This window comes from Streptomyces sp. NRRL WC-3626 (assembly GCF_000718785.1).
GTDB classification, from domain to species: domain Bacteria; phylum Actinomycetota; class Actinomycetes; order Streptomycetales; family Streptomycetaceae; genus Streptomyces; species Streptomyces edwardsiae.
Genome location: NZ_JOCA01000007.1, coordinates 67,280 through 82,664 on the forward strand (window position 1 = coordinate 67,280; position 15,385 = coordinate 82,664).

Genomic DNA, 15,385 nt, shown 5'->3' on the forward strand with positions numbered 1-15,385 from the left:
CACGGGACTCACCTCTCTACAGCCACGGGCCGAGCTCGGGAGCGTCGGCGAGCGAGTGGGGGCGGCCGGCCAGCCAGGCGGCGACCTCGGGCAGCGGACCGTCGGGCAGCTCGGCCAGCCCGCGCTTGGCGCTGATCTCGGCGACCAGGGCGGTCAGGAAGTCCATCGGGAGGTCGGCGAAGGTGACGACGCCGGTGCCGAGGTCGACGGCGTGGACGCACACCTCGCGGGCGCGCATCCACGGGAGTTCGGTGGCGGGGACGGTACGGCCCTGGGCGGTGACGACCTCGCGGTGCCACTGCTCGTCGGTGAGCCCGTCCAGTCCCGCCGCGAGCCTGTGCGCGGAGCCGGTGAGCCAGGAGCGGAGTTCGCCGGCCGAGAGGGTGGGGCCCTTGGCGATACCGGCGGCGCGTTCCTCGGCGGAGGCGTACATCGGCCGCTCCTCGCCGGTGGCCGCCCAGTGCACCAGGTTGCACAGGGCGTCGGCGTTGGCGGCGACGTGCGCCACGAGGTGTTTCCGGGTCCAGTCCGGCAGCGCGCCGGGGGCCGAGAGGCCGGACTCGTCGAGGCCGGCCACGGCGTCGAGCATCAGCTCGGTGCCGGTACGGGCCCATGCGCGTGCGTCGGAGAGGGTCCGCGTGCCGTCGGTCATGCCCCGACCACCTTGTTGGCGCAGGTGCCCAGGCCGGTGATCTCGGTGACCACGGACTGGCCGGGGAGCAGGAAAACCTTGGGCTCGCGGGCGTTGCCCACCCCGGCCGGGGTGCCGGTGGCGATGATGTCGCCCGGGCGCAGGGTGATGACGGTGGAGATGTACTGGACCAGGAAGACCGGGTCGAACAGCAGTGTGCCGGTGTCGTCCCGCTGCATGACCTGCCCGTCGACGACCGTCCGCACCTCGAGGGCGGGGCGGACGCCGCCGACCTCGTCGGGGGTGACGACGTAGGGTCCGACCGGGGTGGTGGCCTCCCAGATCTTGCCCTGGGTCCACTCGATGGTGCGGAACTGCCAGTCGCGTACCGAGATGTCGTTCATGACGGTGAAGCCGGCGATGGCGTCGGCGGCCTGCTGCTCGTCGGCGCGGCGCACCTGCCTGCCGATGACGACGGCCAGTTCGACCTCCCAGTCGAGCGCGTCGGTCTCGGCAGGCTTGACGATGTCGTCGTTCGCGCCCAGCAGGGTGTCGGCGAACTTCGGGAAGAGGGTCGGGTGGGAGGGCAGGTCCCGGCCCATCTCCTTGATGTGGTTGGTGTAGTTGTGGCCGACGCAGACGACCTTGGACGGGTTCGGCACGACCGGGGCGAAGTCCGCGTCCTCGACCGGGTAGGCGGGGCCGGAGGCGGCGGCGGCCCGGTCCTGCCAGTCCGCCTCGGCGAACAGTTCGCCCAGGTCGGCGTACCCGAGGTCGACGAGGAGGCCGCCGTCGAGGCGGACCGCGCGGGTGCCGTCGGCGGTGCGGATGGTGGCGAGCTTCATGTCAGGCGTCCTTCTGGGTGCGGTCGAGCTTGAGCGCCTCGAAGACGGGCGCGTCGGAGAAGCGGAAGAGGTCGAGCGCGCCCTCGTCGGAGTCGGTCGTACCGGCCTCGGACCGGGCGGAGAACGGCTCCCAGGAGGGGACGGCGAACAGGTCGCCACGGGTCACCGTCCAGGACGTGTCACCGACGGTCACGACGCCCGATCCGTCGAACACCTGGTAGACGGACGAGCCGGTCTCGCGCACCGGCGCGGTCTCGGCGCCCCGGGCGACCCGGTGGAACTCGGCGCGGAGGGTCGGCAGCACGTCGGAGCCGTCGTGCGGGTTGGAGTAGCGCACCGCGGCGTGGCCGGGCTCGACGGTGCCGCCGAAGCCCTCCTTCTCCAGCAGCAGCTGGTCGCGCAGGGCCGCGTCGGTGTACTCCCACTTGTACGAGAGCAGCGGGCTGCCCGGCGTGGCGGGCACGGCCGCCAGCGGGCGCAGGCCCGGGTGGCCCCACAGGCGCTCGGAGCGGGAGCGCTCCGGGGTGATGCGCTCGGCGTCGGTGATCTCGTCGCGGCCGAACTCGAAGAACTGTGCCTCGGTGACGTACTGGAAGGGGATGTCCAGTCCGTCGATCCAGGCCATCGGCTCGGCGGTGGCGTTGTGGTGTGCGTGCCAGTTCCAGCCGGCCTGCGGGAGGAAGTCGCCGCGGTTCATCGGCACCGGGTCGCCGCCGACGACCGTCCACACGCCCGAGCCCTCGACGACGAAGCGGAAGGCGTGCTGGGTGTGGCGGTGCTCGGGGGCGTCCTCGCCGGGCATGAGGTACTGGATGGCCGCCCACAGGGTGGGGGTGGCGAAGGGGCGGCCGCCGAGGGAGGGATTGGCCAGCGCGATGGCGCGGCGCTCGCCGCCCCGGCCGACCGGGACCAGGCCGCCGGCCCGGTCCGCCAGTTCCCGCAGCTTCTGCCAGCGCCACAGGTGCGGCACGGCGCGGGAGCGCGGACGGGCCGGCATCAGATCGCCGATCTCGGTCCACAGCGGGACCAGCAGCTCCTGCTCGAAGCCCCGGTAGAGCTCTTCGAGGGCCGGCGTGACCTCGGGTTGCCCCTCGGCGGACACGGCCCGCAAACGCACCGGGGAACCCGTCGTGGTGTCTTGGGCGATGGACGACTGAGTCATGTGGCTCAGCGTGCATGGTGTCACCCTGAAGAACATGTAGATTCTGGAGAGCAGAATCCGGAGGTCGCGTCATGGACAAACAGCTCAAGACACCGCCGCCCTACCTCATCGCCAGCGTGGACCACGCGCTGCGGGCCGCAGCGATCCTGCAGATGGAGGGTGGCGCGACCGTCTCGCAGCTGGCGGAACGGCTCGGTGTCGCCCGGTCGACCGCCCACCGGATCCTGGCGATGCTCGTCTACCGCGACTTCGCCGTTCAGGGCGAGGACCGGGTCTACCGGGCGGGGCCGGTGCTGGAGCTCGCCGCGCACTCGCAGTCCCTGGTGTCGCGGCTGCGGGCGGCGGCCCTGCCCCATCTGCGCCGGGTCGTCGATCTGCTGGACGAGACCACGAACCTGATCGTGCGCACGGGGGACACGGCCCGGTTCATCGCCAGCGTCGAGTGCCGGCGGGCGCTGCGGGTCGGTTCCCGCGAGGGCATGGTGTTCCCGGCCCACCGCGTCACGGCGGGACTGCTGCTGCTGGCCGACCTCTCCGATGAGGAACTGGACGAGGTGTACGCCCCCGAGCGCTACCGGGACCGCCCCGGCGAGCGCCCCGACCCCGCCCGGCTGCGGACCGAACTGGCGCGTCTGCGGCGCAACGGGTTCGCCGTCAACCAGGAGCGCTCCGAACGCGGCCTGGTGGCCGTCGGGGTACCGGTCCGCGACCGGGACGGCACCGCCGTGGCGGGCCTGTCGGTGTCCATGCCGGGTGTGCGCTACGACCCGCACCGTCTCCAGCCGCTGGTCTCCACGCTGGAGGCCGCGGCACGCGCCCTGGAGGCGGACCTCTCGGAGCAGCCCTGAGCGGCGGCCCCGGCGGCCATTCGTCGTACATATAGATCACTCATCTTAAGTTGTGCAGATTTCATTGACGCGACGTAAAGCGAGATGTCATTCTCCACGGCACCACGCCGGACTCGCGACGTGTCCCCTCCCCCACCGCGTCCGCGGAGCCGAGCGCCTCGACGCTCTCAGGACGCCCGTATCCGGGCCGTCCGCTTTCCCAGCCAGGGAGAAACCACCCATGACGCTCAACAACGGGGCCCCGACGTCCCAGGGCCCAGCCGCGGGGACCGCCCGCAAACCGGGCTACGCGGGGACACTCGCGGCCGCCTGCGGCGCGGTCTTCGTGGCCCAGGTCGCCAACGCGCTGCCGGCCTCGCTGAACGGCCTCCTCCAGCAGGACCTGAACACCCACGGCTCCCAACTCACCTGGATCACCGCCGCGTTCATGATCGCCGTGGTCTGCTTCGAGTTCACCTTCGGTGTTCTCGGGGACCTCTTCGGACGACGCAGGCTGGTCGTGGCCGGTACGGCACTGATCGCCGCGGGCAGCACCGTGGCCGCGCTCGCGCCCGATGTCAGGGTGCTGTGGGTCGGCGCCGCCCTCAACGGCCTCGGCGCCGGCGCCATGTTCCCCGGCTCGCTCACCGCGATCAGTGCCGTCACCCGCACCGTGCGGGAACGGGCCCACGCGGTGGCGCTCTGGAGCGGCTTCCTGTCCGCCGGTGCCGCCGTGTCCCCCCTGCTCGGCGGCATGTTCGCCAAGGTCGGCTCGTGGCGCGGTTCGTTCTGGGTGCTCGTCGCACTCGCCCTGGCCAGTATGGTGCTGACCGCGTCGCTGGCCACGGAGTCGAAGGCGCCCGAGGGCCGCAGACTCGACGTGCCCGGTCAGATCACCTTCGCCATCGGCCTCGTCCTGGTCCTGTACGGCGCGGTCGAGGGCCCCGAGTCGGGCTGGACCACGCTGCCCGTGATCCTCGCCTTCGGCATCGGCGCGTGCTTCCTCGCCGCGTTCGTCCTGGTGGAACTGGGCGCCGAGTCCCCCATCTTCGACCTGAAGCTGTTCCGCAACCGGGCCTTCACCGTGTCGTCCGTCGTCGCGGTCATCGGCATGCTCGCCTTCCTGGGCGCCTGCTTCGCCACGAGCATGTGGCTGGGTCCGGTACAGCACCAGGACCCGATCCGCGTCGCGGTTCCCTTCCTGCTGCTCCAGGGGCCCGCCTTCCTGCTGATCCCGGTCGTCTCGCGCCTTTTGCACCGGGTCGCCGCGACGTGGCTGCTGACCTCGGGATTCGTCCTGATGGCGATCGGCTGTCTGCTGTTCTCCCGGATGGACGTCACCGACACCGGACTCGGTGCCTTCATCGCGCCTTCCCTGCTGATCGGCACCGGATTCGCCCTGACCGTCAGCTCCGTGACGGCCGTGGCGCTGAACAGCGTGCCGCGGCATCTGGCGGGCATGGCGAGCGCCACCACCAACATGCTCCGCGACCTCGGTTTCGCGCTCGGTCCCGTCGTGGTCAGCGCGGTCGCCCTCAGCGGCGCCGGCTCGGCGTTCATGGCGAACCTGCCCGGCGCGGGTCTGAACGGCGGCCAGACGGCCGCGGCACGCGAGATCGCCTCCGCCGGCGGCCCGATCGCCGTGAACAGCCTGCCGCCCGGCGCCCCGGGCTCCGCCGCGCACGGCGTCGCGCTGGAGGCACTGGGCAGCGGCTTCAGCACCGCGTACCTGGTGTGCGGTGCGGCGGCCGTCGTCGCCGCCGTGCTGACGGCGTTCGGCATGATCGGTCTCCGCGGCTCGGGCACGACGGAGGACGAGGGATCGGGAGTCCTGCCGTCCTCCTCGGACGGCAGGACTCCCGATCCGGTCACCGCCGGCTAACGCAGCGGTTCGATACGGATGTTGCGGTAGCGGACCTTGTTGCCGTGGTCCTGCAGCCGGATGGCTCCGGCTGCGGGGCCCTCGGCGGCTCCGCCGCCCGTCGGGCTGTTGATGCTCACGTCGTCGTGGACCTTCTTGCCGTTCCACACCACGGTGACGCGGGCGTCGGCCGTCTTCTCGCCCTCGGCGTCGTAGCGTGCCGCGTGGAAGACGATGTCGTACGACTGCCACGTCTCGGGTGCCCTGGCGGCGTTCACGTCAGGGGCCTTCTTGAGATAGATCGCTCCCGCCTCGTTGGTGTCGGGCGTGGTGTCGCCGTACGAGTCGAGGATCTGGAGCTCGTAGCGGTCCTGGAGGTAGACGCCGCTGTTGGCGCGGTCCTGGCCGGTGACGTCCGGCGGCAGCTGGGGCAGCCAGTACTCGACGTGCAGTCTGAAGTCGTCGTAGCTGTTCTTGGTACGGATGTCCCCGCAGCAGACCTCCATGGCGCCGTCGGTGACCGGCCACTCCACCGGCCGGCCGTCGGTGTGCTGCCACCGGTCCGTACCGTCACCGTCGAACAGCTCGACCGCGCCGCCGTGCCGGTCGACGCTGAGGAGGTCGAGGTTGACGTGCCCGGTGTCGCCCTCGTCGTACCGGTAGGCGATGCTGTTGTGCCCGGCGCGCAGCCGCAGTGCCTCCGTCTGTGTCGACCACGTGTCCCAGTCGCCGGTGCTGCGGAACTCGGCCTGCTTCACCTTCTCGCCGTTGACGTAGAGGGAGAGGGACTTGGTGCCCTGGAAGGGGTTCGGGCCGTTGGAGTAGCGCAGCCCGACGTCGTACGTCCCGCTCCTGCGCACCTTGACGTCGAAGGTCGTCGTGGCGCCCCGGGTGCCGTACCGGGCGACGAAGCCGCTGCCGGAGTAGGCCCTGTGATCGGTGTTGATGCCGGCCGCACCGGTGAGGGCCGCCTCCTCGGCCTCGTACAGCGGGCCCTGTTCGGGCTGCTTGCCCGGCATGGCGTTGAGCGTGTACCAGGCTTCGGTGCTCCACAGGGTCTCGCCGGACGCCGAGCTGAACGGGCGCGGGGAACGGAGGTGGACGACACGGCCGGGCTTGAGGCCCTCGACGGCCAGGGTCACCTTCTTGCGGTCCCGCGACAGCTTGGCCGACGTCACCTTCAGGGTCTCCTCGGCGATCTTGGGGCCGCCGTAGTCCTGGGTCGGTGTGTAACGCCACTGCTGGGCCTCGTAGTGGCTGACAAGGTTGTCAGCGGTCTCCTCGGACAGCGGCTGGGTGTACTCCAGCTCGAAGCCGCCCTTCTTCACCCGCATGGCCTGGATGTCGAAGGTGTCGCCGCCGTTCGGCGTCAGCTTCTGGAGGCCGTACCGGAGCTTGCCCTCCTGGCCCCAGTTGCCGTCCGCGCCCAGACCGCCGGCGTAGATGGCGCCGTCGGGGCCCATGGTGATCCGGTTGACGCCGGCTTCGAGGCCCTGGGTGTAGCGGAAGACGGCGCCCTGGTACTGGCCCTTGACCTTCTCCAGGTAGGCGCGCTGCAGACCGCCGTAGGTGACGTCACCGAACAGCATCTGCCCCTTGAAGCGGCCCTTGGTCAGGTAGAGGGGGGTGCTGGGCGAGTTGGCGATCTCGTTCTGCGGGAGCCAGAGCACCGGCTGGGTCACCGGCTCGGAGTCGAAGGGGCCGGCGGGGTTGGTGTAGTGGTTGAAGAAGCGGTCCTGCTTGATGTGGACCAGCTTCGACGAGGGGAGCCAGCCGCCCTGGTTGTCGGTGGCGAAGATGTCACCCTCGGGGCCCCAGCCGATGCCGTTCGGGGTGCGCAGGCCGCCGGCGAGGTAACTCACCTTGCCGGTCTTCTTGTTGACCTTGATGGTCGCGCCGCGGCCGGGTGCGGGCTGCGGATCCGTGGTGGCGCCGCCGTAGTTGATGGCGACGGACAGGTTCAGATAGAAGTAGCCCTTGCTGTACAGCAGTCCGAAGGCGAACTCGTGGAAGTTGCCGCCGTACGGCCAGGTGGCGATGGTCCTGAACTCGTCCATGACGCCGTCGCCGTCGCTGTCGCCCAGCTCCGTCAGCTCGTGCTTCTGGGAGACGAAGATGGTGCCGTCGACGACCTTGAGGCCCATCGGTTCCTTGAGGCCCTCGGCGATCTTCGTGGCCCTCACCTTGTCGGGGCCCGTGCTGCCGGTGACCTCGTCCATGACGTAGACCTCGCCGGCGGTGTTGTCGGTGCCGCCCCAGGTGCTCACCACCAGCCGGCCGTCGGGCAGCCAGTCCATGCCCGTGACCTGCGGTTCGAAGCCCTCGGGGCGCAGGTCGGTGAGCGTGAGGTCGGGGCGGACCGAGTTCAGCGGGAGGCCGTCGCCCGGCGAGTCACGAAAACCCTCGCACTCCTTGCGGCCCGGGGCGGTGACCCGGACCACGCCGGCGTCGGTGCTCAGCGCCGAGTTCGGCACCGTCGCGAACCCCTCGGCGCCCGGGGGCCGCCAGGCGAGGTTGAGCACCTGATCGCCGCCGCGCTCGAAGTGGTCGATGCGCAACGAGTGCATGCCCTCGGTGAGTTGGACCGTGCCGTCCTTGGGCTCGGCACCGTGCAGCCCGTCGTGGTCGATGACCACCTGGCCGTCGATCAGCAGCCGTGAGCCGTCGTCGCTGGACAGCCGGAAGGTGTACGAACCGTTCGCGGGCGCATGGACGTTGCCGGTGACCTGGGTGACGAAGTTGTCGTTGAAGCCGCCGAAGTCGTCGGTCGTGCTCCAGTCGACGGCCGGCATCAGCTTGTCGACGTTGGGGGTCTGTCCGGGCTTGAGTGTGCAGATCTTCTCGAGCGGGACCTGGACGTCGAAGACGCGCAGGGTGACACCGGGTTCCTGCGGCGGCACGTCCGCCTGGGCCGCGGAGGCCGGCCGGGCCGTGGCCAGGGGGGCTCCCCAGAGTCCGCCCGCGACGAACGCGCCGACGACCAGTCCTGTCAGAGATCTTCGGGCGCGCCGGTACAGCCGTGCGTCCATGCTTCCTCCTGCTGAGTCGACCGGAGGGCCGGATAACTCCGGTGCCGAATGGGCGAAACGCCAACGGTTGCGGCGACACGCTAGGAGACTTCTGCTCAACACGTCCAGACTTTGTACTCGATGAGTTCAAAGTCCTTCCGGTGGGCAGTCTTCATCGATGTAATGAGGCGGCGTCGGGACGGCGGTGCGGTTACGGCGAGACCGGGAGGCGGTAGACCGAGACGTGGGAGGGCGACTCGGCGGTGAACTCCGCACCGTCCCAGTCGGCATGCCTGGATTCCAGCTCGAATCCGGCCAGTTGGGCCATGAGGTCGAGTTCGGCCGGCCAGATGTAGCGGTGCGGGGTACGGAAGAGTTCGGCCTGCTTGGTGCCGTCGAAGTAGAAGTGGTGCGAGACGACGTGCTGTTCGAGGGTGTCGTAGGTGTCGAGGAGGATGTATCCGGGCTCGGACAGGCCGACCGTGGCCGGCGCTCCCGGTGGCAGCCTGCGCAGTTCGGGCACCCACAGTTCGATCACGAACCGCCCGCCGGGGCCGAGATGACGGGCCGCGTTGCGGAAGCACGCGACCTGCTCGGCCTGGGTGAGCAGATTGGCGATGGTGTTGAAGACGAGATAGACGAGGGTGTACTCCCCCGGTGCGGCGGTGGTCGCCATGTCACCCATGATCACGGGGATGGTGGTCTCGTCGGCCTTGGTGCGCAGTTGCCCGACCATCGGCCGGGACAACTCGATCCCGGTGACGGGGACTCCGCGTCCGGCGAGCGGGACGGCCACTCTGCCCGTGCCGATGGCGAACTCGAGCGCCGCCCCGCCCCGGGCGAGCAGGGCGAGGCGGTCCACGGTCGGTCCCAGTACCTCGGGGGCGAACATTCCGGTGCCGGGGGTGTCATAGCTCCGTGCGGCGTCGGCGTCCCAGATCTCCTCTTGGTCCATTGAGCCAACGCTGGCCGCCCGCACGGGCGTTGTCCACCGAATAACCTACGGCTTGCGGGCGAGTCCCCCGTGTTCGGCGATGACCTCCGGGGTGGACGTGTCACCGTCCGGGCGCCACAGCGGGACCGGGACGACACCGGGCTCGAGCAGTTCCAGGCCCTCGAAGTACGCGGTGATCTGGTCGACGGTGCGCAGGTTGTAGGGGACGGCGCCGCTTTCGTTGTAGGCGTCCTGGGCCCGCTCGAAGACGGGGTCGACGCCACGTGAGCCGTCGTTGACGGACAGATAGCTGCCGGACGGCAGGGCGGCCATCAGCCGGGTGGCGATGGAACGCGCCTGGTCGTAGTCGGAGATGTGTCCCAGGATGTTGCTGAGGATCAGGGCCGTGGGCCGCTTGAAGTCCAGCGTCTCCGCGGCGACCTCGAGGATGCGGTCCGGGTCGAGGATGTCGGCGTCGATGTACGCGGTCGCGCCCTCCGGGGTGGAGTAGAGCAGGGCGCGGGCGTGGGCGAGGACCATCGGGTCGTTGTCGACGTAGACGATCCGGGAGTCGGGGGCGAGGCGCTGGGCGACCTGGTGGGTGTTGTCGGCGGTCGGCAGGCCGGTGCCGACGTCAAGGAACTGCCGTATGCCGGCCTCGCCCGCCAGGAAGGTGATGTTGCGGCGCAGGAAGGCGCGGCTGCTGCGGGCGATGGTGACGATGCCGGGGAAGACGGCGGTGTAGGCGTCGCCGGCCTCCTCGTCGACGGGGTAGTTGTCCTTCCCTCCCAGCCAGTAGTTCCAGATCCGGGCGGAGTGCGGCACCGAGGTGTCGATCTTCTGCTGCGCTGATCCGGGCGCCGCGGCAGGGTCGGTCATTTTTACCGTCCGTAGTCAATCGTGGGCTGTTCTGGCCAACGCATAATCTACGGTCCCACAGGTCGTCGGCGCAGGCTTGTTCTGGGGACAGGTGTCCGCCCCCGCCGCCCCTTCCCTTCCCGTCCACAAGGGGCGCTGCCCCTTCGACCCCGGACCCGCGGGCCGGTGGGGGTTGTTCGCGCAGTTCCCCGCGCCCCTTCGGAGCGCCCAGGGACGGGAAGGGAGGGGCGGTGGGGCGGGAAACGCTCCGGTCGGAACTCTCAGGCGAGTTCCACCAGCAGGTCGCCGCCCTCCACCTGCTGGATCCTGTTGATCGCGAGTCGCGCGACCGTGCCGGACTTCGGCGCCGTGATCGCCGCCTCCATCTTCATCGCCTCGATCGTCGCCACCGTCGCCCCCGCCGCCACCTCGTCCCCCTCGGCGACAGCGAGCGTCACCACGCCCGCGAAAGGCGCCGCGACATGCCCGGCGTTCCCGCGGTCCGCCTTCTCCGTGACCGGCACGTCCGACGCCGCCGACCGGTCACGGACCTGGATCGGCCGCAGCTGACCGTTCAGCGAGGACATCACCGTCCGCATGCCCCGCTCGTCCGCCTCCCCCACCGCCTGCAGCTCGATGAGCAGCCGCACACCGGGGTCGAGGTCGACGCCGTACTCGGTGCCCGGCCGCAGCCCGTAGAAGAAGTCCTTGCTGTCCAGGACGCTGGTGTCACCGAAGGACTGGCGGTGTGTGTCGAACTCCCTTGTGGGACCGGGGAAGAGCAGCCGGTTGAGCGTCGGCCGGCGGTCCTTCGCCAGTCCGGCCCGGTCCTCGGCGCTCAGCTCCTGCACGGGCTTGGGCTCGGCGCGCCCCCGCAGGGCCTTGCCGCGGAAGGGCTCGGGCCAGCCCCCGGGGGGTGTGCCCAGCTCGCCGCGCAGGAAGCCGATCACGGAGTCGGGGATGTCGAACCGGTCCGGCTCCCGCTCGAAGTCCTCCGGGGCCACGCCCGCGCCCACCAGGTGCAGCGCGAGGTCGCCGACCACCTTCGACGAGGGGGTCACCTTCACCAGATGCCCGAGCATCCGGTCGGCGGCGGCGTACATCGCCTCGATGTCCTCGAAGCGGTCGCCGAGACCGAGGGCGATGGCCTGGGTCCGCAGGTTGGAGAGCTGTCCGCCGGGGATCTCGTGGTGGTAGACGCGTCCGGTCGGCGAGGCGAGGCCCGCCTCGAAGGGGGCGTAGACCTTGCGGACGCTCTCCCAGTACGGCTCCAGGTCGCCGACGGCCTGGAGGTCGAGGCCGGTGGGGCGCTCGGAGTGGTCGGTCGCGGCGACGATCGCCGACAGGGACGGCTGTGAGGTGGTGCCCGCCATGGAGGCGACGGCCCCGTCGACCGCGTCAGCGCCGGCCTGGACCGCGGCGAGGTAGGTGGCCAGCTGGCCGCCCGCGGTGTCGTGGGTGTGCAGGTGGACCGGCAGGTCGAACTCCCGGCGCAGCGCCGACACCAGCGTCGCCGCCGCGGGCGCCCGCAGCAGGCCCGCCATGTCCTTGACGGCCAGGACGTGGGCGCCGGCCTCGACGATCTGCTCGGCCAGGCGCAGGTAGTAGTCCAGGGTGTAGAGCCGCTCGGCCGGGTCGGACAGGTCGGCGGTGTAGCACAGGGCCACCTCGGCGACGGCGGTACCGGTCTCGCGTACGGCGTCGATGGCGGGCCGCATCTGGGAGACGTCGTTGAGGGCGTCGAAGATGCGGAAGATGTCGATCCCGGTCGCCGCCGCCTCCTGGACGAAGGCGTCGGTCACCTCGGTGGGGTACGGGGTGTAGCCGACGGTGTTGCGGCCGCGCAGCAGCATCTGGAGGCAGATGTTGGGCACGGCCTCCCTCAGGGCCGCCAGGCGCTCCCACGGGTCCTCGGCGAGGAAGCGCAGCGCGACGTCGTACGTGGCGCCGCCCCAGCACTCCAGGGAGAGCAGCTCGGGCAGCGTGCGCGCCACGACCGGGGCGACGGCGAGGAGGTCCTTGGTGCGGACCCGGGTGGCGAGCAGCGACTGGTGCGCGTCGCGGAACGTGGTGTCGGTGACGCCGATGGTCGGCGAGGCGCGCAGCCAGTCGGCGAAGCCGGCCGGACCGAGCTCGGCGAGCCGCTGCCGGGAACCGGCCGGCGGTTCCCCGTCGGGCGGTGCGGGCAGCTTGGTCAACGGGTCGATCAGCTGGGGCCGTTCGCCGTGCGGCTTGTTCACCGTGACGTCGGCGAGGTAGGTGAGCAGCTTGGTGCCGCGGTCGGCGGAGTGCCGGGCGGTGAGCAGTTCCGGGCGCCGCTCGATGAACGAGGTGGTGACGTGTCCGGCCTGGAAGTCCGGGTCGTCCAGGACCGCTTGCAGGAAGGGGATGTTGGTGGCGACGCCGCGGATGCGGAACTCGGCCACCGCGCGCCGGGCCCGGCCGACCGCGGCGCCGAAGTCCCGGCCCCGGCAGGTGAGTTTCACCAGCATGGAGTCGAAGTGGGCGCTGATCTCCGTACCGGCGTGGGTGGTTCCGCCGTCGAGGCGGATGCCGGAGCCGCCGGGCGAGCGGTAGGCGCTGATCCGGCCGGTGTCCGGGCGGAAGCCGTTGGCGGGGTCCTCGGTGGTGATACGGCACTGGAGCGCGGCGCCGCGCAGGGTGATCGTCTCCTGGGAGAGGCCGAGGTCGGCAAGGGTCTCGCCGGACGCGATGCGCAGCTGTGCCTGCACCAGGTCGACGTCGGTGACCTCCTCGGTGACCGTGTGCTCGACCTGGATGCGCGGGTTCATCTCGATGAAGACGTGGTTGCCGTCCCGGTCGAGGAGGAACTCCACCGTGCCGGCGTTGCGGTAGCCGATCCGGCGGGCGAAGTTCACGGCGTCGGCGCAGATGCGGTCGCGCAGTCCGGGGTCGAGGTTGGGTGCGGGCGCGAGTTCGATCACCTTCTGGTGGCGGCGCTGCACCGAGCAGTCCCGCTCGAACAGGTGAATGACGTCGCCCTGTCCGTCGGCGAGGATCTGCACCTCGATGTGGCGGGGTTCGACGACGGCCTTCTCGAGGAACACGGTGGGGTCACCGAACGCGGAGGCCGCCTCCCGGGACGCCGCCTCGATGGCCTCCCTGAGCTGGGCGGGCTCCTCGACGCGGCGCATGCCGCGCCCGCCGCCGCCCGCGACGGCCTTGACGAACACGGGGAAGCCGACGCCGTCGGCGGCTGCCACGAGTTCGTCGACGTCCGTGGAGGGCGCCGAGGAGCCGAGCACCGGTACGCCCGCCTCGCGGGCGGCGGCCACGGCGCGCGCCTTGTTGCCGGTCAGCTCCAGGATGTCGGCGCCGGGTCCGACGAAGGTGATGCCGGCCTCCTCGCACGCCCGGGCCAGCTCGGGGTTCTCGGACAGGAATCCGTAGCCCGGGTAGACGGCGTCGGCACCGGCGCGGCGGGCGGCGCGGACGATCTCCTCGACGGAGAGGTAGGCCCGCACCGGATGTCCCGCCTCGCCGATCTCGTACGCCTCGTCGGCCTTCAGGCGGTGGAGGGAGTTGCGGTCCTCGTGCGGGAAGACGGCGACGGTTCGGGCGCCCAGTTCGTAGCCCGCGCGGAACGCCCTGATCGCGATCTCGCCGCGGTTGGCGACCAGCACCTTGCGGAACATTCTCGATCCCTTCAGCCTGCCGGTGACGAAAGACCATCGTGTCGGTGGCAGGTCCGGTACGCCATGTGAGCCGGGCCACTCACCGTCGGCCCGGCCATGTGGTGAGGGGCCACAGGAGGAACGTTTCCTCTCTGTGGCCCCTCATGCGTGCCGGCCGCGTCCTACTCGGTGACCCTCAGCAGCTTGTTCGGGGTGCCGCTGCCCGGGTTGCCGATCCTGTCGGCGGTGGCCGCGCCGGTCAGTGCCGTCGCCACGGCCGCCGGACCGGCATCGGGGTGGCCGGCCAGGTACACGGCGGCCGCGCCGGCCACGTGGGGGGAGGCCATGGAGGTGCCGGATATGGTCCTGGTGCCCGTGTCGCTGTCGTTCCAGGCCGAGGTGATGTCGGAGCCGGGCGCGTACAGGTCCACGGCCGTGCCGAAGTTGGAGAAGTCGGACTGGGCGTCGTCCTTGGTGCTGGAGGCGACGGTGATGGCCTCCGGTACGCGGGCCGGTGAGCCCTGTCCGGCGTCGGCGGACTCGTTGCCGGCCGCGACGGCGAAGGTGACCCCGGAGGCGATGGCCTTCTGGACCGCCGCGTCGAGGGCCGGGTCGGCGCCGCCGCCCAGGCTCATGTTGGCGACGGAGGGTCCCTTGTGGTTCTCGGTGACCCAGTCGATGCCGGCGATGACCTGCTCGGTGGTGCCGGAGCCGTTGTCGTCCAGGACTCTGACGGCCACGACATCGGCCTTCTTGGCGATGCCGTGCGCCGCGCCGGCGATGGTGGCGGCGACGTGCGTGCCGTGGCCGTTGCCGTCGTCCGCGGTGTCGTCGTCGTCGACGGCGTCGTAGCCGTGGCTCGCCCGGCCCTCGAAGTCCTGGTGCGTGACGCGTACGCCGGTGTCGATGACGTAGGCGGTGACGCCCTCGCCGGCCTGGTCCGGGTAGGTGTACTTGCCGTCGCCGGCGGTGTCCTCCTGGTCGACGCGGTCGAGGCCCCAGGACGGGGGGTCGTCCTGGGTGGCGGTGGTGTGGAAGGTGCGGTTGGCGACGACGGCGCCGACGGCCGGGTCCGCGGCGAGGCGCTTCGCCTCGGCCGCGGAGAGGCCGGTGGCGGCGAAGCCGTCGAGGGCCGCGTCGTAGGAACGGCTGAGTGTGCCGCCGTACTCCTCGGCCAGGTCCTTCTTGTCGGCGGACGCCGTCCGCGTCTTCTCGTCGAGCAGGACGATGTAGCTGCCGGCGACGGCGCCTTCGGCGTTCAGGCCGAGGACGGTGCCTTGTGCGGGCTCGGCGGCGTGGGCGGACGACGCTCCGAGCATGGCGGCCGAGACCGCGCACGCGGCGGCGGTGACCTTCAGTGCGACGGTACGCATCTGATGTGTCATGAAGAGGGATCTCCTCGTCAGGTGTGGGGGGTTGACCTCCGGCGCGGGGTCGCGGGGAGGCTGACGAGAAGAGTGGCCACTTGTCGCGGTCAGATCAATGGGTGGTGCACCGGGTCCGGTCCGCAGCGGCGGCGGATCTCCACAACGTCCGCCCATGCCGGAGCCAACCGACGGGCAAAAGCCGAGCTGAACGGGGTGCTTGAAGCGCCAACCGCCGGCTGGGCGGGATTGGTGACCAT

10 protein-coding genes are annotated in these 15,385 nt (G+C 70.9%); 2 read left to right on the forward strand and 8 right to left on the reverse strand.

Going from position 1 to position 15,385, the window contains the following annotated elements:
* Nucleotides 1-16 precede the first annotated feature (16 nt).
* Genes IF28_RS0113475 through IF28_RS0113485 form a run of 3 tightly spaced genes read right to left on the reverse strand, consistent with a single transcriptional unit; the run spans nucleotide 17 to nucleotide 2,638 of the window.
* Complete coding sequence (locus tag IF28_RS0113475) at nucleotides 17-652, reverse strand: maleylpyruvate isomerase N-terminal domain-containing protein (protein ID WP_030218605.1); 636 nt, start codon at nucleotides 650-652, stop codon at nucleotides 17-19.
* Nucleotides 649-1,476, reverse strand: coding sequence for a fumarylacetoacetate hydrolase family protein (locus IF28_RS0113480; RefSeq protein ID WP_030218608.1), 828 nt, complete (start codon nucleotides 1,474-1,476; stop codon nucleotides 649-651). Before IF28_RS0113480 ends, IF28_RS0113475 begins: the two co-directional genes overlap by 4 nt.
* Nucleotide 1,477: 1 nt before the next feature.
* Nucleotides 1,478-2,638 (reverse strand): cupin domain-containing protein, encoded by a 1,161-nt coding sequence (locus IF28_RS0113485; RefSeq protein WP_030218610.1) that lies wholly within the window; start codon nucleotides 2,636-2,638, stop codon nucleotides 1,478-1,480.
* A 71-nt stretch (nucleotides 2,639-2,709) separates the two neighbouring features.
* Between IF28_RS0113485 and IF28_RS0113490 the strand changes: the two genes are divergently transcribed.
* Together IF28_RS0113490 and IF28_RS0113495 are read left to right on the forward strand one after the other, a co-directional pair.
* Complete coding sequence (locus IF28_RS0113490; RefSeq protein ID WP_030218613.1) at nucleotides 2,710-3,486, forward strand: IclR family transcriptional regulator; 777 nt, start codon at nucleotides 2,710-2,712, stop codon at nucleotides 3,484-3,486.
* Between the two features lie 220 nt (nucleotides 3,487-3,706).
* Complete coding sequence (locus IF28_RS0113495) at nucleotides 3,707-5,347, forward strand: MFS transporter (protein ID WP_078621125.1); 1,641 nt, start codon at nucleotides 3,707-3,709, stop codon at nucleotides 5,345-5,347.
* Here the strand turns inward: IF28_RS0113495 and IF28_RS0113500 are convergent.
* The 5 genes from IF28_RS0113500 to IF28_RS0113520 all read right to left on the reverse strand — a co-directional run bounded on the left by IF28_RS0113500 (nucleotide 5,344) and on the right by IF28_RS0113520 (nucleotide 15,146).
* A complete protein-coding gene (locus IF28_RS0113500) occupies nucleotides 5,344-8,355 on the reverse strand; it encodes a family 16 glycoside hydrolase (protein WP_030218619.1) in 3,012 nt (1,003 codons plus the stop codon). The two genes, IF28_RS0113495 and IF28_RS0113500, sit on opposite strands and share 4 nt — an antisense overlap.
* A gap of 190 nt (nucleotides 8,356-8,545) precedes the next feature.
* Nucleotides 8,546-9,289 (reverse strand): class I SAM-dependent methyltransferase, encoded by a 744-nt coding sequence (locus tag IF28_RS0113505; protein WP_030218621.1) that lies wholly within the window; start codon nucleotides 9,287-9,289, stop codon nucleotides 8,546-8,548.
* A gap of 45 nt (nucleotides 9,290-9,334) precedes the next feature.
* On the reverse strand, nucleotides 9,335-10,147 hold the full coding sequence (locus IF28_RS0113510) for an SAM-dependent methyltransferase (RefSeq protein ID WP_030218623.1): 813 nt from the start codon (nucleotides 10,145-10,147) through the stop codon (nucleotides 9,335-9,337).
* A gap of 260 nt (nucleotides 10,148-10,407) precedes the next feature.
* A complete protein-coding gene (locus IF28_RS0113515) occupies nucleotides 10,408-13,782 on the reverse strand; it encodes a pyruvate carboxylase (protein WP_030218625.1) in 3,375 nt (1,124 codons plus the stop codon).
* Between the two features lie 161 nt (nucleotides 13,783-13,943).
* On the reverse strand, nucleotides 13,944-15,146 hold the full coding sequence (locus tag IF28_RS0113520) for a S8 family peptidase (RefSeq protein WP_030218627.1): 1,203 nt from the start codon (nucleotides 15,144-15,146) through the stop codon (nucleotides 13,944-13,946).
* Nucleotides 15,147-15,385 lie beyond the last annotated feature (239 nt).

Excerpts from the sequence above, each read along its gene's own strand:
- IF28_RS0113490 (WP_030218613.1), top strand. The coding sequence starts at position 2,710 with ATGGACAAACAGCTCAAGACACCGCCGCCCTACCTCATCGCCAGCGTG.
- IF28_RS0113510 (WP_030218623.1), bottom strand. The coding sequence starts at position 10,147 with ATGACCGACCCTGCCGCGGCGCCCGGATCAGCGCAGCAGAAGATCGAC.
- IF28_RS0113480 (WP_030218608.1), bottom strand. The coding sequence starts at position 1,476 with ATGAAGCTCGCCACCATCCGCACCGCCGACGGCACCCGCGCGGTCCGC.
- IF28_RS0113485 (WP_030218610.1), bottom strand. The coding sequence starts at position 2,638 with ATGACTCAGTCGTCCATCGCCCAAGACACCACGACGGGTTCCCCGGTG.
- IF28_RS0113505 (WP_030218621.1), bottom strand. The coding sequence starts at position 9,289 with ATGGACCAAGAGGAGATCTGGGACGCCGACGCCGCACGGAGCTATGAC.
- IF28_RS0113495 (WP_078621125.1), top strand. The coding sequence starts at position 3,707 with ATGACGCTCAACAACGGGGCCCCGACGTCCCAGGGCCCAGCCGCGGGG.
- IF28_RS0113475 (WP_030218605.1), bottom strand. The coding sequence starts at position 652 with ATGACCGACGGCACGCGGACCCTCTCCGACGCACGCGCATGGGCCCGT.
- IF28_RS0113520 (WP_030218627.1), bottom strand. The coding sequence starts at position 15,146 with ATGACACATCAGATGCGTACCGTCGCACTGAAGGTCACCGCCGCCGCG.
- IF28_RS0113515 (WP_030218625.1), bottom strand. The coding sequence starts at position 13,782 with ATGTTCCGCAAGGTGCTGGTCGCCAACCGCGGCGAGATCGCGATCAGG.
- IF28_RS0113500 (WP_030218619.1), bottom strand. The coding sequence starts at position 8,355 with ATGGACGCACGGCTGTACCGGCGCGCCCGAAGATCTCTGACAGGACTG.